Source organism: Micromonospora sp. CNZ285, assembly GCF_004637285.1.
Window position 1 is genome coordinate 3,880,878 of record NZ_SPQD01000001.1, and the last position, 17,625, is coordinate 3,898,502.

Consider the following 17,625-nt stretch of genomic DNA (forward strand, 5'->3'; position numbering starts at 1 on the left):
CGTCTCGTTACGCATGGCGATGGAGGAGCAGCGATGGGTCAGCACCCCAAGGGCGATTTCGACCTCTCCCGGGCGGTTTGGCAGCGGGCTGAGGGCGACACCTCCGAGGGAGCGGTCGAAGTGGCCTTCGTCGACGACCTGATCGGTATGCGCAACTCCGCCGAGCCGGACGGACCGGTGCTGGTCTTCACCCAGGCCGAGTGGGACGCGTTCGTCGCGGGCGCCCAGGACGGCGAGTTCGACCTGGACTGAGCGCACCTCAGTCACCGTCGCCCCAGCCGAGCCCGCCCGGGCCGGGCGCGTGGTGGAAGCCGGGGTGACCGGCCACGTCGGCGCAGCGCTCGCCGTCGGGCCCGGCGGCGTCGCAGAACAGCCGCTCGGCGCGGTGCCAGGCGTCCGCCGGGGACAGCGCCGCCGCGCCGAGCGCCAGCTCCGGGCGGAGCAGGCCGAGTGCTTCGGCGTACGCCACGGCGTGCTCCCGCGCGACGGCCGGATCGGCCGCGGCGAAGCCCAGGTGCACGGTGAAGTAGCGCGGCGGGCGGGCGGCGGCGCGCCGGGGCGTGCCGATCAGCGGCCCGTCGCGGCCGTCGCCGCGCAGCCGGGCCGGTGCCTCGCGGTGCCGTCGTGCCGCCCTGTCGTCACGCATCGGTGCCCTCCCCCGTGGTCGGTGACGCCCGCCGGACGTCGCGCCGGCGGGCTGCGGGCCGGTCGCCGCCGGTCCGCGAACCCGAGCCAACCAGCTTTTCCGCGCCCGGGGAGGGGCCAGCGCCCGCCCGCGTGGCCGGCCCCTCCCCCACGGGGCCGGAGCTGCTGGAATGGAGGGTTCGGCCGCGCCGGCCCGGGTAGGTAGGCAGCGCCGCCGAACCGCGTCAGGAGCAGCCGAGATGAGCACCATGCCGAGCGACCGGAGCCCGGACAGCACGCTGGCGTTCCTCCGGGAGGGCTACCGCTTCGTCGGCTCCCGCTGCGACCGCCTCGGCAGCGACGTCTTCCAGACCCGGCTGCTGCTGGAGCCGACGATCTGCCTGCGCGGCCGGGAGGCCGCCGAGCTGTTCTACGACGAGGAGCGGTTCGTCAGGCGCGGCGCCATGCCGATGCGCGGGCAGCGCACGCTCACCGGCGTCGGCGGCGTGCAGGGCCTCGACGGGCAGGCCCACCTGGTCCGCAAGGCGATGTTCATGTCGATCATGACGCCGGCTGCGATCCGCCGCCTCGGGGAGATCTTCGACGAGCAGTGGCGGGCCCGGATCCCGGTCTGGGCGCAGAACGGCCCGGTGGTGCTCTACGACGAGGTGGGCCGGATCCTGACCCGTACGGTCTGGGCCTGGGCCGGGGTGCCGCCGGCCGAGGCCGACGTGCCGCGCCGCACCGCCGAGATGCACGCCATGATCGAGGCGCCGGCCGCGGTGGGCCCCCGGCACTGGCGCGGACGGCTCGGCCGCCGGCACGCGCAACGCTGGGCCGGCGAGCTGATCGAGCGGGTACGCGCGGGCGCGGTGCCCGCCCCGGAGGGCAGCGCGCTGGCGGTGGTGGCCGGGCACCGGGACGAACGGGGCCTGCCGCTGCCCCGCCGGATCGCCGCTGTGGAACTGCTGAACGTGCTGCGCCCCACCGTCGCGGTGGACCGGTACGTGGTCTTCGCCGCGCTGGCGCTGCACGACCACCCGCACTGGCGGGACCGGCTACCAGGCGACGACGCCGCGACCGAGCAGTTCGTGCAGGAGGTACGCCGCTACTACCCGTTCTTCCCGGTCGCCGCGGCCCGGGTCCGCCGCTCGTTCCAGTGGCGCGGGTACGCGTTCCCGCAGGGCCGGCGGGTGCTGCTCGACCTGTACGGCACGAACCACCACCCCGACGTGTGGCCGGAGCCGGAACGGTTCCGCCCGGAACGCTTCGCCGGCTGGCGCGACGACCCGTTCGGCCTGGTCCCGCAGGGCGGCGGCGACCACTTCACCGGCCACCGCTGCGCCGGTGAGTGGATCACGATCGAGCTGATGAAGCGGGCGGTGACGAACCTGACCGGCGCGATGAGCTACCGCGTACCGCCGCAGGACCTGGCGCTCGACCTCGGCGCCATGCCGGCGTTGCCGCCCGGCGGGCTGGTGCTCGACGGGGTACGCCCGGCCGACGGCGCACGCCCGGCCGGTGGGGTACGCCCGCTGCGCTGAACCGGGCGCACCCCCTGCCGTGGTCAGGCGGCCTGCGGGTGCAGCACGGTACGCAGGCAGCCGTCCTCCTTCTTCTCGAAGATCTCGTAGCCCCGCGCGCCCTGTTCCAGCGACATCGGGTGGGTGGCCAGGTAGCCGGGGTCGATCTCGCCGGCCGCGACCCGGTCCAGCAGCATCGGGATGTAGCGCTGGGCGTGCATCTGTCCCATCCGCAGCACCAGGGCCTTGTTCATGGCCGCGCCGAGCGGGAACTTGTCCACCAGGCCGCCGTACACGCCGACGATGCTCACCGTGCCGCCCTTGCGGGCCGCCATGATCGCCTGCCGCACCGAGGTGGGCCGGTCGGTCTGCGCGCGTACCGTCTGCTTGGCCTTGTCGTACGCGTAGACCGGGCCGACGTCGTGCGACTCCATGCCGACGGCCTCGATGCAGGCGTCCGGGCCGCGTCCGGCGGTCATCTCCCGCAGCGCCTCCAGCACGTCGGTCTCGGCGTAGTTGATCGTCTCCACGCCGAGGCGCTGCGCCGCGGTGGCGAGCCGTTCCGGCAGCCGGTCGATGACCACGACACGCTCGGCGCCGAGGATCTGCGCGGACCGGGCCGCCATCTGGCCGACGCCGCCGGCGCCCCAGACGGCGACCACCTCGCCACCCTTGAGGTTGCAGAAGTCGGCCGCCATCCAGCCGGTCGGCATCGCGTCGGAGGCGAACACCACCGAGTCGTCCGGCACCCCGTCCGGCACGGTGAACGCGCCGACGTCGCCGAACGGCACCCGGATGTACTCGGCGTGGCTGCCCGCGTAGCCACCGGCCGCGTGCGAGTAGCCGAGGATGCCGGCGGGCGAGTGACCCCACAGCTTCTCGGTGAAGACCGGCTGCGGGTTGGAGTTGTCGCAGAGCGAGAACTGCTCGGTGCGGCAGTACCAGCACGAGCCGCAGGCCACCACCGAGCCGACCACCACCCGGTCGCCGACGGAGATGCGCCGCACGTCCGGGCCGGTCTCGACCACCTCGCCCATGAACTCGTGGCCGAGGATGTCACCCTCGCGCATGGCCGGCAGGTACCCGTTGATCAGGTGCAGGTCGGATCCGCAGACGCTGCTCGCGCGCACCTTGACGATGATGTCGCCGCCGGACCTGACGGTCGGCTCCGGCACGTCCCGCACGGCGAGCTTGCCCACGCCCTCCCAGCACAACGCCCTCACGGTCGTCCTCCCGCCATCAGCTTCTCGCGTACCTTGTCCGTCGCCCGTTCCTGCCGCGCGCTGCGCCCGGACGGGTCGTGCCGGGTGTCCAGCACCTGCCCGGTCTCGACAAGGGACTTGATCCGGCGCAGCGTGGTGCGCAGCCCCAGGTCCGGGTCGCTGCCGCCGACCAGGCCGACCGCCCGCCGGATCGGACCGGAGCGCCACCGCAGCTCGGCCCGGATCTCGGTGCCCCGGTCCTGCGGGGCGGCGGCCAGCTCGACCCGGCCGCGCTGGGCGACCGGCCCGTCGGTGACCCGCCAGCTCAGCCGGCCCGGCCCGTCGACGGTGATCTCGGCCCGCCACTCGGTGCCGCCGCCGGCCGGGTCGGCCGCCACGCAGCGCCACCGGTTTGCGTCGAGCTGCTCCAGCGTGGCCCACTCGGCCAGCCCTCGGTCGAGCCGTTCCCGGTCGGTCCAGAAGCCGATCACCTCGTCCATCGGCCGGTTCACGGTGATCCCGCGGCGCACCACGTACCAGCCGTCCTCCCGGTCGGGCTGATGCCGGTGCCGTCGGCGGGCCACCGTCCGGGTGACTCCGAGCGCGGTGACCGCGGCGGCGCCGGCCAGCGCCCATCTCGTCGCGTTGCTGGGCATCACGTCTCCTCCCGACTCGGACCGTCCGTATCCGGCTGCGCTACCCGACACAGCCCGCCCGAAACGGTTTCAGCAGCCGCATTCCGGGCAAGTCGCGTCACCCGGCACGAGGGGAGACGACATGACCCGACCGACCGCCACGCCGCCACGCGACGAGGGCGCCGCATCCGCGCCGGTCCGGCTGCCGATGGCGTACGTCCTGCCGCTGCGCGCCCACGACGACGGCGGCCTGGACGAGCTGACCGGGTACCTGCGGGAGCTGAGCCGGTGGGTCGACGTGGTGGTGGTCGACGGATCGGCGCCGGAGCTGTTCGCCCGGCACGCCGACGCCTGGCGCGGGCTGGTCCGGCACGTGCCGCCGGACCCGGCGCTGCGCGGGCGCAACGGCAAGGTGCTCGGCGTGCTCACCGGCGTCGCGCTGGCCCGGCACGAGCACGTGGTGATCGCCGACGACGACGTCCGGTACGACCGGGCGGCCCTGTGCGCGGTGCACCAGCTGCTGGACGGGGTGGACCTGGTCCGGCCGCAGAACCACTTCGACCCGCTGCCCTGGCACGCCTGGTGGGACACCGGCCGGACGCTGCTGGCCCGCGTGTTCGGCGGCGACTGGCCGGGCACGCTCGGGGTGCGGCGGAGCACGTTCCTGGCGATGGGCGGCTACGACCCCGACGTGCTCTTCGAGAACCTGGAGCTGGTCCGGACCGTGCGCGCGTACGGCGGCAGCACCGCCACCCCGGCGTGGCTGTACGTGCGGCGGCTACCGCCCTCCGTCGCGCACTTCCTCGGGCAGCGCGTCCGGCAGGCGTACGACGAGACGGCCCGGCCGGTGTGGCTGCTGGCCGCGCTGGCGGTGCTGCCGGCGACGGCTGTCGCGCTCGCCACCCGCCGGCCCGGGCTGCTGCTGCGCGCCGGGCTGGCGACGGTGGCCGTGGCGGAGCTGGGCCGGCGACGGGCGGGCGGTGCCCGGGTCTTCCCGGCGCACACGAGCCTGGCCGCGCCCGCCTGGGTGCTGGAACGCGGCCTGTGCGCGTGGCTGGCGGTGGGCCGGCGGCTGCGCGGCGGGGTGCCCTACGCGGGCGCCCGGCTGCGGACGGCGGCCCACCCCACAGGTGTCCTGCGCCGGCGGATGACGCGCCGCCGCCCCGACGATCTGGTGCTGTGGGTCGAGACCGGGGCGGTGCTCCCGCCCCTGCGCGCCGAGGTGTGAGGAAGGGCCCCTTCTGATCGCCTGGGCGATAAGAAGGGGCCCTTCCCCACCGAGGGCGCGGACCTTCAGGACCGCACCTGCTCGGCGCTGTGCCGGACGTCCTGGGCGGCGGCGCGGCCGTCGTCCTTGACCGTGTGCGCGGCGTCCTGCGCGGTGGCCCTCACCGACTCGGCGGCGTGCTGCGCCGGCTCGCGCAGCTCGTCCTTCAGCTCACCGGCGACCTCGCCCAGCTTCTCCTTCACCACCCCGCCGTGCTCGGCGGCCTTCTCCTTGACCTGCGCGGCGACCTGCTGCTCGCGGCGGGTGGCTGGGATCAGCGAGGAGACCAGCATGCCGACACCGAAGGCGATCACCCCGGCGGCGATCGGGTTGCCCTCGGACTTGCGCCGCACCACCTGCGGCGCCCGGTGCGCGGCGTCGCTCACCGTGGCGGCGGCGGACTGCGCCTTGTCGCCCACCGTGGACGCCATCGAGGAGGCGTGGTCGCCCACCGAGTGGGCGGCGTGGCCGGTGCTGTGGCCGAGGTCCGAAGCGGTTCCCATCACCTTGTCCTTCACGTTCGTCAGCGCGCTGCGGACGCGCTGCTTGCGGTCGTCGACGATGCGGCTCGGGCTGACCTTGTACGCCAGGGCGTCCACGTCCGAGCTGAGGTTGTTGCGGGTGGCTTCGATCTCGCGGCGGATCTGCTCGGGATCGGTGCTCATCGGATGACTCCCTCCGGGTGCGGCTTGAGCGCGTCGGGGATGCGCTGCACGCTGTCGTTTGTCTGCTTCAGGCCGCGGATCCGCTCGGCGTTCTTCTTGCCCATCGAGTACAGGACCGCCGCGACAGCGGCCCAGACGACGGCCACGATCAGCGCGGCCAGCCCGGAGTCCATCACGTTGTCGAGGAACTGCCAGATCGCGATCGAGACGAAGAGCGCCACCATGTAGCCGCCGAAGCCGGCGCCGCCGAACAGTCCGGCGGCCTTGCCCGCCTTCTTGCCCTCCTGGCGGATCTCCGCCTTGGCCAGCTCGACCTCCTGGCGCATCAGCGTGGACAGGTCAGTGGTGACCTGGCGCATCAGGTCGCCGAGCGAGCTGCCGCGCACCTCGTCGGCGTGGGGCGGGGCACCCGCCGCCTGATAGCCGGGGTCCTGCGTGGGTACGGTCATGCCGTCGCCTCCCTTCTACCGGTGCGGCCGGTCACGGGCGGGGAGCGCCGGTCGACGGGACACCCGGCAGCGGGTCGGTGCGCTCCGGCGGCGGCAAAGGCTGACCGGTGCCACCCGCCGGGTCGGCCCAGGTGTTCGGGGCGCCGCCACCCGGGTAGGTCGCGCCCGGCGCGGAGTAGCCCGGGTCCGGCTCGGCGTAGCTGCCCGGCGTCGGGTCGAGGTAGCCGCCCGGCGGCACCTGGTCCGGCACCTCACGCGCGGTCGGGATGACGGCGGTGCGGTCCGGGTCGTACGCCGGCCGCGTCGCGCTGTCGTCGCCGATCGCGGCGATGTTGCGGGTGAGCCGCCCGGCGACCACGCCGAGCAGCGCCGCGCCGACGAGGAACGTGCCCGGGTTGCGGCGGGCGTAGCTCTTCACCTCGTTGAGCAGGTCGCCCGGCTCGCGCTGCTCCAGCCAGCCGGCCACGCCGTGCACCCGCTCGGCCGCCTGGTGGGCCAGCTCGGTGACCGGCCCGGAGCCGCCGCCCTGCTGCGCCATGGTGCGCATCTCGTCGGCGAGCGAACGCAGGCCGCTGGCGGCGCGCTGCTGCTGCTGACCGGCCTGGGCGGTGACCTGGCTGCGGGTCTCGCTGTAGAGGTCGCGGGCCTGCCGCTTGGCCTCGCCCACCACCTCCCGGCCCTGCTCCTTGGCGGTCTGCGCGACGGCGCCGCCCGCGCTCGCGGCGTCGGAGCCGACCTGGCGGGCCTGGTCACGTACGCCGCCACCACCGTTCGTCGACTGGTACGTGGCCGAACTGGGGGAAAGATCCTGAGTCATGGTGTCCCTTCCGCTCGTGTTTCCCAGCGGGTGTCTTCGGGGGGTACGCGGATTTGTTTCCGCGTGACAATCGCCCTACCCCAGGTCGGCGGGTCCATGCCTGATTCGTGAATTCTCTGCGGGAGCGCCCCACCCCGGTCAGACAATGAGGTGCCCGCCCGCCCGGGCGGCGGCGAGTTCCACGGGGGTGACAGGGATGGCACGTGACCTGCACGAACACGCGCCCGCCCGGGCTGCGGTGCAGAAGGTCGCCCTCGCGGCGGCGGCCCTGTTCGCGCTCATCGGCGTGCTCGGCTTCATTCCCGGGATCACCACGAACTACGGCGAGATGACGTTCGCCGGGCACCACTCCGAGGCGAAACTGCTCGGGGTGTTCCAGGTGTCGGTGCTGCACAACCTGCTGCACCTGCTGTTCGGGCTGGTCGGTCTGGTGATGGCCCGGCGGCTGGCCGGCGCGCGGGTCTTCCTGGCCGGCGGCGGCGCGCTCTACCTGGTGCTGTGGCTGTACGGCTTCGCCATCGACAGGGACACCTCGGTGAACTTCGTGCCGGTGAACGACGCCGACAACTGGCTGCACCTGGCCCTCGGGTTCGGCATGCTCGCCGCCGGCCTGCTGCTCAACAACAACCTCGGCACCGGCACCCGGGTGGAGGCCCCCTTCGACCGCCCCTGACCAGGCGCGACACGCCGGTGCGGCGTTTGCCCCGCCCCGGCGCCGGGCAGGAGGGCAAGCGCGAGCGGGTCGAGGAGGTCCGGCGATGCCACGGTGGTTGCGCGACAACATGCTCTCGGTCGCCATGCTCGGCGCGTTCCTGGTCTTCCTGCTGCTGCAGAGCGTGTTCGGCTGGCAGGTGCACAACGAGGAGCTGAGCCGGTACGGCGCCGAGCCGCTGAGCTGGTGGGCCTACCTCGGTACCGGGCACTTCGCCGAGGCGGTGTTCGAGAACTGGGAGTCGGAGTTCCTCCAGATGGGCGGCTACGTGCTGCTCACCGCGTACCTGGTGCAGAAGGGCTCGGCCGAGTCGAAGCCGGAGGACCAGACGGACCGGCCGGAGGACAACCGCGACCACGCCCGCCCCGATTCACCGTGGCCGGTACGCGCCGGCGGGCTGCCGCTCGTGGTCTACCGCAACAGCCTCGCCATAGCACTGCTGATGATCTTCGGCGGAGCGTTCCTGGGGCACCTGTTCGGCGGTGTGGCCGCCTACAACCAGGAGCAGGCGCTGGAGAGCGGCGCCGCCCCGATCAGCGCGTGGCAGTTCCTCGGCACCAGCGACTTCTGGTTCCAGTCGATGCAGAACTGGCAGAGCGAGTTCCTCGCCGTCGGCGTGCTGATCCTGCTCAGCATCGTGCTGCGCCAGCACGCCAGCCCGGAGTCCAAGCCGGTCACCGCGCCGCACGCGCAGACGAGCGCCTGAGCGTCAGGCCGCCGATCAGGCCGCCACCGGCAGCCGCTTGGCGAAGCAGACGCTGTACGGGTTGTCCACGTACTCGCCGTAGACCGGGATCGGCTCGTAGCCGCTGGACCGGTAGAGCCCGATCGCGGCCGGCAGGTAGGTGCCCGTCTCCAGGCACACCGTGCGGTGCCCCTGCTGGAACGCCAGTTCCTCCAGCGCCACGAGCAGCTGCCGGGCGATGCCCCGCCCGCGGAACGCCGGCCGCACGTACATCCGCTTCAGCTCGCCGGTGCCGGCGTCGAGCGCCTGGAGCCCACCGCAGCCGACCGCCCGGCCGCCCACCACGGCGGCCAGGTAGTGGATGTCGGTGTGCACGACGGTGACCTGCCCGTCCAGCCCGCCGTCCGCGTCGCGCAGCTCACGCTGCTGGGCGACGACGAGCGCGGCGATCTCCGGATCGGTGGCGGGACGGGACTCGATCAACATGTCCGTACGCTAGATCGGCCGGATTTCGCGCAGGTTTCCCGCCACCGACCCGGAAACGGCTACTCGGCGTCCGCCTCCGCCGCGGGCGCGGCCTCGACCTCGTCCTCCGGCCGGACCCGGCGGGCCTTGCGGGCCGCCAGCCGATCGGACGCCGACGGACGGTTCGACTTCTCCTCGAGCCGCACGTCGGTGCCCCGGTTACCGGGTACGAAGTCGACGCCGGCGTAGAGCGTCGGCTGCCAGTCGAACTCCCGGTCGCCGATGCGCACCAGGTCACCGGCCTGCGCGCCGGCCTTCGCGAGCTTCTCCTCGACGCCGAGGCGGGCCAGCCGGTCGGCCAGGTAACCCACCGCCTCGTCGTTGTCGAAGTTGGTCTGCTTGACCCAGCGCTCCGGCCGGCTGCCGCGCACCGTGTACGAGCCGTCCGGCTCGGCCTCGATGGTGAAGCCGGCGTCGTCGACCGCCTTCGGGCGGATCACGATCCGGGTCGGCTCGGCCGGCGGGGCGGCGCGGCGACCCTGCTCGACCAGCTCCGCCATCGCGTACGTCAGCTCGCGCAGGCCCTCCCGGGTGGCCGTGGAGACGTCGAACACGCGCAGGCCGCGGGCCTCCAGGTCGGGGCGGACGATGTCGGCGAGGTCCTTGCCGTCCGGCACGTCGACCTTGTTGAGCGCGACCAGCCGGGGCCGGTCGGCCAGGCCGCCGTACTGGGACAGCTCGGACTCGATGGCGTCGATGTCGGCGAGCGGGTCGCGGCCGGGCTCCAGCGTCGCGGTGTCGATCACGTGCACCAGCACGGCGCAGCGCTCGACGTGGCGGAGGAACTCCAGGCCCAGGCCCTTGCCGCTGGCCGCGCCCGGGATCAGGCCCGGTACGTCGGCGACGGTGAAGGTGTGGTTGTCGACCCGGACCACGCCCAGGTTCGGCACCAGCGTGGTGAACGGGTAGTCGGCGATCTTCGGCTTGGCCGCGGAGATCACCGAGATCAGCGACGACTTGCCCGCGGACGGGAAGCCGACCAGGCCCACGTCGGCGACGCTCTTGAGCTCCAGCACGACGTCGAGCCGGTCGCCGGGCTCACCCAGCTCGGCGAAGCCCGGCGCCTTGCGGCGGGCGTTCGCCAGCGAGGCGTTGCCGCGCCCGCCCCGGCCGCCCCGGGCCGCCTCGAACGTGGTGCCGACGCCGACCAGGTCGGCCAGCACCTCGCCGTCGAGGCTCTGCACGACGGTGCCGTTCGGCACCTTGATGAGCAGGTCGCGGCCGTTGGCGCCGTCCCGGTTCGAGCCGGCGCCGCCCTTGCCGTTCTCGGCCTTCAGGTGCGGCCGGAAGTGGAAGTCGAGCAGCGTGGTGACCTGCGGGTCGACCACCAGCGACACGCTGCCGCCGTGGCCGCCGTTGCCGCCGTCCGGCCCGCCGAACGGCTTGAACTTCTCCCGGTGGATCGAGACACAGCCGTGCCCGCCGTCGCCGGCCTGCATGTGCAGGACGACCCGGTCAACGAACGTCGTCACGACGCCAATCCTTCCAGCGGGGTCCGCCCCGCACGGGGAAAAGCGAAGCGGGCCGGGACTCGAGGTCCGCGGCCCGCAACGCTTACAGAACTACTGCTGCGGCACGATGCTGACGGTCTTGCGACCGCGCTTGGTGCCGAACTGAACCGAACCGGCGGCCAGCGCGAACAGCGTGTCGTCGCCGCCACGGCCGACCAGGTCACCGGGGTGGAACTTGGTGCCACGCTGACGGATGAGGATCTCACCCGCGCTGACGACCTGACCACCGAAGCGCTTCACGCCGAGCCGCTGGGCCGCGGAGTCACGGCCGTTACGCGAGCTGGACGCACCCTTTTTGTGAGCCATTGGAGGACGACCTACTTCCCGCTGGAGATGCCGGTCACCTTGACCTGGGTCAGCGGCTGGCGGTGACCCTGGCGCTTGTGGTAGCCGGTCTTGTTCTTGAACTTGTGGATCCGGATCTTCGGGCCCTTGGTGTGCGCGGCGATCTCGCCGGACACCGCGACCTTCGCGAGCTTCGCCGCGTCGGTCACCAGGTCGTCACCGTCGACGAGGAGCACCGCGGTGAGCTTCACCGCGTCGCCGGGGGCACCGGCGAGCTTCTCGACCTCGATCACGTCGCCCTCGGCGACCTTGTACTGCTTGCCGCCGGTCTTGACGATCGCGTACATCGGAGGCGGACTCCCTGTCGTTGAGGCTACTGGCGTCTATTCCACCGCAGTCGGCTGTCACACCGTTCGCGGTCGTTCCCACGGCGTCTCGCCGGGAGCCGTGACACCGGCAGCGCGGGCACGCGGGAACTCGGCACACCAAAGTGCGCCGCAGGCAAGCGTACGCCATACCCGGCCCGCCCCCCAAACCGGGCTGCCGTCCGGCGCCCGCCCGCCGGGCTCGACGGGCACGGCAGGGCCCCCGCCCCGCCTGGTAGCGGCGGAGCGGGGGCCCTGTTCGCGCAGGTCAGTACCTTACGGCCTCACGGCCGCGTACGCCGCCGGGCGCCACCACGGCGTGCCCGCCGGCGCGGGGCGCCGCTGTCGTCGTCGTTGTCGCCGTCACCGATCGCGTCCGGGTCGTCGGCGGCGGCCAGCCGGGCCGAGTCGCCCTCCTGGCTGTCCGCGACCGCCGGGGCGGCCGGGGTGTCCGTCTCGAACCGGGACAGGTCGTAGCCCTGGGTGTCGTAGTAGTCGTCGTCGGTCTCGACCACCTCGGCGACGGCCCGCTCCGGGGCGGCCGGCGCGGCAGGCGGCTCGACGGCCGGCGGCTGCGCGGCGGCGGCCTCCGGCGCGGCCTCCACGGCCGGCTTCTCCGCGGCGGCCTTGCGGCCCCGGCGCCGGCCGCTCTTCTCCTCGGCCGGTGCGGTGACAGCCGAGGCGACCGCCTTGACCTTCTCCCCCGCCCCGCCGCGCGGCTTCTCCGGCACCGGCTCGGTGTGGATGATCACGCCCCGGCCCTTGCAGCACTCGCAGGTCTCGCTGAACGCCTCCAGCAGGCCCGCGCCGATGCGCTTACGGGTCATCTGCACCAGGCCGAGCGAGGTGATCTCGGTGACCTGGTGCTTCGTGCGGTCCCGGCCGAGGCACTCGGTGAGCCGGCGCAGCACCAGCTCCCGGTTCGACTCCAGCACCATGTCGATGAAGTCGATCACCACGATGCCGCCGAGGTCACGCAGCCGCAGCTGACGCACGATCTCCTCGGCCGCCTCCAGGTTGTTGCGGGTGACCGTCTCCTCCAGGTTGCCCCCGGAGCCGGTGTACTTGCCGGTGTTGACGTCGACGACAGTCATCGCCTCGGTGCGGTCGATCACCAGCGAGCCGCCCGAGGGGAGGAAGACCTTCCGGTCCAGCCCCTTGAGGATCTGCTCGTCGATCCGGTACTCGGCGAACACGTCCGCCACCCCGGCGTGCCGGCGCAGCCGCGCCACCAGGTCCGGCGACACGTGCGACAGGTACGACTCGACCAGGTCGTACGCGGGCTCACCCTCGATGACCAGCTCGCGGAAGTCCTCGTTGAAGAGGTCCCGGACCACGCGGATGACCAGGTCCGGCTCCTCGTAGAGCAGCACCGGGGCGCCACCCTCGGTCGCCTTGGCCTGGATGTCCTCCCACTGCGCCTGGAGCCGCTTGACGTCGCGCGCCAGCTCGTCCTCGCTGGCGCCCTCGGCCGCGGTCCGGACGATCACCCCGGCGCCGTCCGGCACCAGCTTCTTCAGCACGTCCCGCAGGCGCTTGCGCTCGGTGTCGGGCAGCTTGCGGCTGATCCCGGAGGCGTTGCCGTTCGGCACGTAGACCAGGTGCCGGCCGGAGAGCGCGATGTGGCTGGTCAGCCGCGCGCCCTTGTGCCCGATCGGATCCTTGGTCACCTGCACCAGCACCGAGTCGCCGGAGCGCAGCGCCTGCTCGATCGAGCGGGCCCGGCCCTCCAGGCCGGTGGCGTCCCAGTTGACCTCACCGGCGTACAGGACCGCGTTGCGCCCGCGCCCGATGTCGACGAAGGCCGCCTCCATGCTGGGCAGGACGTTCTGGACCTTGCCCAGGTAGACGTTGCCGGCCATGGTGCCGGACGAGTTCCGCGTGACGTAGTGCTCCACGAGCACGCCGTCCTCGAGCACGGCGATCTGGGTGCGGTCGCCGCGCTGGCGGACCACCATCACCCGGTCCACCGCCTCGCGGCGGGCCAGGAACTCCGACTCGCTCAGGATCGGCGGGCGGGTACGCCGCTGCTCGCGGCCGTCCCGGCGGCGCTGCCGCTTGGCCTCCAGCCGGGTCGAGCCGGAGACACCCTGCACCTCGTCGACCGGTTTGCGCGGCTCACGGATCTTGACGACGGTCGGCACACCGTCCTCGGCGGCGGTGTCCGCCTCCCCGGCGCCCCGGCGGCGACGACGGCGACGGCGGCGGGTCATCCCCTCGCCCTCGGCCTCCTCGTCCTCCGCGGACTCCTCGGCCTCACCCTCGGCGGTCTCGGCCGCGACGGGCTCCTCGCCGTCCTCGTCGTCGGCCTCGTCCGCGCCGCCCTTGCCCCGGCCACGCCCCCGGCGGCCCCGGCGACGGCGACGACGGCCCGCGGCCGTCTCGTCGTCCTCGTCCCCCTCGACGGCCTCCTCGGCCTCGGCGGCGGACTCCTCCTCGGTGACCTCCGGCTCGACCTCGGCCTCGACCGGCTCGACCTCACGGCGGCCGCGACGGCGGCGCCGGCCGGTCTCGACCGCTTCCTCGATCGGCTCCTCCGCCGCCGGGTACGTCACCTGGACGGCCGGCGCCTCGTCGGGCTGCGGCGCCATGAACAGGACGGTCGGCGCGGAGAGCGCGGCACGACGGCGGCGGCTGGTGGGCGGCGGCGTCTCGGCCGGCTCCTCGGCCACGCGCGGCACGGCGGCGCCCGTCGACACGACGCCCGTCGCGTCCGCCGGGCCGCCGCTGCGGGCCAGGTCGACCTCCTGGGTACGCGCGGCAGCGGCGCTCGCGTCCTCGACGGTCCCGCCGGTCTCGCTCTCGGCGTCCTCGTCCTCGACGTCCTCGACGATGCTCTCAGCAGCGCCGGTGCTCGCCGTACCGGCGGCGGCCCTGCTCCCGCTGGTGGTCTCGTCGCCGGCGGCGGTGGTCTTGGCGGCGGCGCGCCGGCGGGTACGGGTCCGGCCGCCGGTCCCGGCGGTCTCTTCGGTGGCGGTCCCGCCCGGGCCGGTTGCTTCGCCGCCGTCGATGTCGGCGCGTCCCTCGGCGATCAGGTCGCCACCCGGCGCGGACACCGGCCCGTCGATCACGCCGTCCGCGGGCGCCTGCCCCGCGGCGGCGGTCTCGTCCGGGGCGACGGTCTCGGCAGCCGGCGTGGCCTTGCGGCGACGGGTCCGGGTCACCTTGACCGGCGGCACGACCTCCTCCGAGGCGGCCTCCACCCCGGCTGCGGCCACCGGCTCCTCGACCGCCTTCGCCGGCGTCGCCTTACGACGCCGCCGGGTGGTCTTGGGCGCGGTGTCCAACTCGCCTGCGATGGGTGCGAACACCTCGGCCTGCGGCGACTCGCCGCTGCCGGTCACCGTGGTGGACGCCTCGACCGGCGCGTCGGTCTGCTCCGGCTGGTTCAGCGGAGCGGCCTTGCGGCGGCTGGCCCGCTTACGGGCCGGCGGCTTGGTCTCGGCGACGCCCTCCACGGTGCCCTCCGTGGTGGCTCCCTCGGCGCCGGCCGGGGTCGCGCTCGCGGCGCTGCCGGAGGCGGTGGCGGCGTTGTCGGCGGTCGTCCCGGTCGGCTCTGCGCCGGTCCGTTCGCCGCCCTCGGGCTCGTTCTCGAGCATGGACGTTCTCCAGTTCTGGCCGCCCCGGGCGCGGGTGAGCGCTGCCACGCAGGGTTGCCGCAAAGGTGTTTCCGCCGGGCGCGCAAACGCGCGACCGCCGAAGTCTGCCTGCCAGAGCGTTGACCGACGGTCAGCGCTCTCCGATGGTTGCCCCGTCGCGATCCGCTTCCAACGGATCGACGATCTCGCCCTGCGCGGTCAGCGTGCCCTGCGCCAGCCGGATCACCTTCGGGGTGACCGGCGGCTCCAAGGCGGCCACCGCGCGGAGGCCGGACAGGACGTCATCGGGCCGAACGGACGGGGTGACCTGCCGCACGACCAGTTCGAGTATCGCACACGGTACGGCCGCCGCCCCGGAAGGCGTCTCAGCCGGAGCCATCACATCGATGGATACCACTGCTGCTCGGGCGTCGAACGTACGCCGCCCCTGCTTGGTCATCCGCTCGACCTGGATCTCGTCGGCGGCGGTGAAGGCCGCCACCGCCTGCGCGAGCACCTTCGGGTCGACCTCGGGCAACTCGATGCGCCAGTACGACGCCTCGATCCGGTCGGCCAGGCTGCCCCCGGTGGCCTCCACCGCGTCGAGCACGTCGAGCCCGGGCGAGAGGGCGCCGTCGAGGGCTTCGCGCAGCTTCGCCGGGTCGACCGGCTCACGGAGCCCGATCTCCAGGTACTCGGCCTCGCTCGCCACACCCGTCGGAGCGGCCGAGGCGTACGAGATCTTCGGGTGCGGGGTGAACCCCTGGGAGAAGGCGATCGGCACGCCGGCCCGGCGCAGCGCGCGCTCGAAGGCCCGGGCGAAGTCCCGGTGCGAGGTGAACCGCAGCGGCCCACGCTTGGCGTACCGGATACGGACCCGCTGGACGACGGGGGCCTGGCCGCCCTCGGGTTGAGGCTTTCTGGCGATCGTGAGCTCCTCGGCTGTGCCTGCGTATCGGTCTCATCCTGACGCAGCGCCCACCACGCCTCACACCCGGGGCCACCCCACCCACCCCAAACCCACCCAAACCCCGCCGTCGCCGCCCGCGCCCGCCCTCGCCCTACTCCCGCCGCGCCCTCGCCCGCGCTCGCCCCCGCTGATCATGAAGTTAGCGGCGAAGTCGATCTCCGAATGTGCCGCTAACTTCATGATCGTCGGGCCGAGGGCGTGCCGGGTGGGTGGGCGCGGGCGTGCAGGTGCGAGCGCGGACGTGCAGGTGCGAAAGCGCAGGCACGGGTGTGGGTGGGCGCGCGGCGTGCGGGTTCGGGCCGGGGCGGTAGCGGGAAGAGTCAGGAACGGTTGTCGCCGGGTGGGGCGTAGGGGCTCTGGCCGGGTGGGGCGTAGGGGCTCTGGCCGGGTGGGGCGTGGTGGGCCTGCCCCTGGGGCGGGTAGGCGCCCTCGCCCGGCGGGTACGCCCCGGGCTGGGGGTACCCGCCCGGCTGCGGATATCCGCCCTGCTGGGGATACCCGCCCTGCTGGGGGTGCGCGCCGGGTGGCGGGTAGCCGCCGGGTGCGCCGTAGCCGGGCGGCGGGGCGGCCGCGTGGCCGGCGGGCACCGGTGGGCCCTGCCCGTTCAGCCGGTCCAGTTCGTCGTCCGGGATCGCGCCGGCCCGGGCCAGTTCGCGCCGGTGACGGCGGCGGTTCCAGATCAGGAACGCCACGAGCGCCAGCAGCACCACGAGCGCCACGGCGATACCGATGCCGATGACCATCACCTGCTGGTCGGTGGGGCCGCCCCGGTCGCCGTACTTCGTCACGTCGAAGTTGTCGTCCTCGGCGGCGGCCGGTGGCGCTGACGCGCTCGGCGCGGCGGCACCGAGCAGCGGGTTCGCCGACACCCCCGGTACGTCGGCGGTGAGCGCCGCCACCGGGTCGATCCGTCCGAAGCCGAACCGCGGGTCGCGGCCGGGCGGGCCGGCGTCCCGGGCGGTGCGGATGATCCGGTTGATCACGTCGGGCGCGGACAGCTTCGGGTACTTCGACCGGATCAACGCCGCGACGCCGGAGACGACGGCGGCGGCGTCGGAGGTGCCGTCACCCCAGCCGTAGCCCCGGTCCGGTCCGATGTTGTAGACCTCGTCACCGGGCGCGGCGATCACCGCCTCCGGCCCCGAGGCCGATCCGGACCAGAACCCCCCGCCCCGGACCGTGCCGGTCACCGCGATCACGCCGGGGATCTTGGCGGGTGAGGTGACGTCCGGGCCGGCCTGGCGGGCGTTACCTGCGGCGGCCACCACGACCACGTCGCGCTCCAGCGCGTACCGGATCGCGGCCTCCTCGACCTCCTCCACGGCTCCGGCACCGCCGTACGACAGGTTGAGCACCTTCGCCCCGCCGTCGACAGCCATCCGGATGCCCCGCGCGGAGTCGTCCGAGGTGAACGCGTCGCCGGCGGGCTTCCGGATGGGCAGGATCCGGGCGTCGGGCGCGATGCCCACCACCCCGGTCCCGTTGGCCGCGATGATCCCCGCCATGTGGGTGCCGTGACCGTCCGGGTCGCGCCGCCCGTCGCCGGAATCGCGGGTGCTTCCCCCGGCCAGCAACTGGCCCCGCATGTCGGGGTGCCCCGCGTCGACGCCGGTGTCCACCACGCCCACGACGACGCCCCGGCCGGTGGAGATCTGGTGCGCCCTGTCGATCCGCAGCTCGTCCAGATACCACTGCTCGGCGCGACGCGGAGCGGCGACCGCCGGCTGGGCCGCGCCCAGCAGCATCAGTCCGGCAAGCAGACCGGCAGCCACTGGCCGGAGCGCGCCGACGTGCACCTTCATCCGTCCGTCC

The 17,625-nt window shown here is 73.8% G+C and carries 18 protein-coding genes; 5 read left to right on the forward strand and 13 right to left on the reverse strand.

Annotated elements, in window-relative coordinates:
- Window positions 1-33: 33 nt before the first annotated feature.
- The gene (locus CLT75_RS17510; protein ID WP_013287999.1) at window positions 34-252 is read left to right on the forward strand and encodes a DUF397 domain-containing protein; all 219 of its coding nucleotides are present in this window, start codon (window positions 34-36) and stop codon (window positions 250-252) included.
- Window positions 253-259: 7 nt separating this feature from the next.
- On the opposite strand, the gene CLT75_RS17515 is transcribed toward CLT75_RS17510, so the two are convergent.
- Entirely contained in the window at window positions 260-646 is a 387-nt protein-coding gene (locus tag CLT75_RS17515) for a hypothetical protein (protein WP_135241600.1), read from the reverse strand.
- Between the two features lie 238 nt (window positions 647-884).
- Between CLT75_RS17515 and CLT75_RS17520 the strand changes: the two genes are divergently transcribed.
- Window positions 885-2,168 (forward strand): cytochrome P450, encoded by a 1,284-nt coding sequence (locus CLT75_RS17520; RefSeq protein WP_135241601.1) that lies wholly within the window; start codon window positions 885-887, stop codon window positions 2,166-2,168.
- 23 nt (window positions 2,169-2,191) lie between these two features.
- Here the strand turns inward: CLT75_RS17520 and CLT75_RS17525 are convergent, their stop codons facing one another.
- Together CLT75_RS17525 and CLT75_RS17530 are read right to left on the reverse strand one after the other, a co-directional pair.
- Window positions 2,192-3,370 carry a zinc-dependent alcohol dehydrogenase gene (locus tag CLT75_RS17525; RefSeq protein ID WP_135241602.1) on the reverse strand — a complete coding sequence of 393 codons (1,179 nt, stop codon included), beginning with the start codon at window positions 3,368-3,370 and terminating at the stop codon, window positions 2,192-2,194.
- On the reverse strand, window positions 3,367-4,005 hold the full coding sequence (locus CLT75_RS17530) for an SRPBCC family protein (protein WP_135241603.1): 639 nt from the start codon (window positions 4,003-4,005) through the stop codon (window positions 3,367-3,369). Before CLT75_RS17530 ends, CLT75_RS17525 begins: the two co-directional genes overlap by 4 nt.
- Before the next feature lie 121 nt (window positions 4,006-4,126).
- On the opposite strand from CLT75_RS17530, the gene CLT75_RS17535 reads away from it, so the two are divergent.
- The gene (locus tag CLT75_RS17535; RefSeq protein WP_135241604.1) at window positions 4,127-5,212 is read left to right on the forward strand and encodes a glycosyltransferase family protein; all 1,086 of its coding nucleotides are present in this window, start codon (window positions 4,127-4,129) and stop codon (window positions 5,210-5,212) included.
- Window positions 5,213-5,277: 65 nt separating this feature from the next.
- Here CLT75_RS17535 and CLT75_RS17540 read toward each other — a convergent pair whose 3' ends face one another.
- From CLT75_RS17540 to CLT75_RS17550, 3 genes are read right to left on the reverse strand one after another with little or no spacing between them, the layout of a single operon-like run.
- Window positions 5,278-5,916 (reverse strand): DUF3618 domain-containing protein, encoded by a 639-nt coding sequence (locus CLT75_RS17540; protein WP_135241605.1) that lies wholly within the window; start codon window positions 5,914-5,916, stop codon window positions 5,278-5,280.
- Window positions 5,913-6,365, reverse strand: a complete 453-nt coding sequence (locus CLT75_RS17545; protein WP_064448735.1) for a phage holin family protein — start codon at window positions 6,363-6,365, stop codon at window positions 5,913-5,915. The genes CLT75_RS17540 and CLT75_RS17545 overlap by 4 nt, the downstream gene beginning before the upstream one ends.
- A 31-nt stretch (window positions 6,366-6,396) precedes the next feature.
- Window positions 6,397-7,182: a hypothetical protein gene (locus tag CLT75_RS17550; RefSeq protein WP_135241606.1), complete on the reverse strand. Its 786-nt coding sequence runs from the start codon at window positions 7,180-7,182 to the stop codon at window positions 6,397-6,399.
- Between the two features lie 208 nt (window positions 7,183-7,390).
- Between CLT75_RS17550 and CLT75_RS17555 the strand changes: the two genes are divergently transcribed.
- Window positions 7,391-7,855: a DUF4383 domain-containing protein gene (locus CLT75_RS17555; protein WP_209310466.1), complete on the forward strand. Its 465-nt coding sequence runs from the start codon at window positions 7,391-7,393 to the stop codon at window positions 7,853-7,855.
- 85 nt (window positions 7,856-7,940) lie between these two features.
- Complete coding sequence (locus CLT75_RS17560; protein WP_047893486.1) at window positions 7,941-8,600, forward strand: DUF6766 family protein; 660 nt, start codon at window positions 7,941-7,943, stop codon at window positions 8,598-8,600.
- A 15-nt stretch (window positions 8,601-8,615) separates the two neighbouring features.
- Here CLT75_RS17560 and CLT75_RS17565 read toward each other — a convergent pair whose 3' ends face one another.
- From CLT75_RS17565 to mycP, 7 genes are all read right to left on the reverse strand, one after another.
- A complete protein-coding gene (locus CLT75_RS17565; RefSeq protein ID WP_135241608.1) occupies window positions 8,616-9,065 on the reverse strand; it encodes a GNAT family N-acetyltransferase in 450 nt (149 codons plus the stop codon).
- Between the two features lie 59 nt (window positions 9,066-9,124).
- The gene (obgE, locus tag CLT75_RS17570) at window positions 9,125-10,576 is read right to left on the reverse strand and encodes a GTPase ObgE (RefSeq protein WP_135241609.1); all 1,452 of its coding nucleotides are present in this window, start codon (window positions 10,574-10,576) and stop codon (window positions 9,125-9,127) included.
- 90 nt (window positions 10,577-10,666) lie between these two features.
- On the reverse strand, window positions 10,667-10,921 hold the full coding sequence (gene rpmA / locus CLT75_RS17575) for a 50S ribosomal protein L27 (protein ID WP_013288010.1): 255 nt from the start codon (window positions 10,919-10,921) through the stop codon (window positions 10,667-10,669).
- 11 nt (window positions 10,922-10,932) lie between these two features.
- Entirely contained in the window at window positions 10,933-11,247 is a 315-nt protein-coding gene (gene rplU, locus CLT75_RS17580) for a 50S ribosomal protein L21 (protein WP_018787289.1), read from the reverse strand.
- A 302-nt stretch (window positions 11,248-11,549) separates the two neighbouring features.
- Window positions 11,550-14,864 (reverse strand): Rne/Rng family ribonuclease, encoded by a 3,315-nt coding sequence (locus CLT75_RS17585; protein ID WP_135241610.1) that lies wholly within the window; start codon window positions 14,862-14,864, stop codon window positions 11,550-11,552.
- A gap of 130 nt (window positions 14,865-14,994) precedes the next feature.
- Window positions 14,995-15,714 carry a TIGR03936 family radical SAM-associated protein gene (locus tag CLT75_RS17590; protein ID WP_135241611.1) on the reverse strand — a complete coding sequence of 240 codons (720 nt, stop codon included), beginning with the start codon at window positions 15,712-15,714 and terminating at the stop codon, window positions 14,995-14,997.
- Between the two features lie 419 nt (window positions 15,715-16,133).
- Complete coding sequence (gene mycP / locus CLT75_RS17595) at window positions 16,134-17,615, reverse strand: type VII secretion-associated serine protease mycosin (RefSeq protein ID WP_135241612.1); 1,482 nt, start codon at window positions 17,613-17,615, stop codon at window positions 16,134-16,136.
- Between the last annotated feature and the right edge of the window lie 10 nt (window positions 17,616-17,625).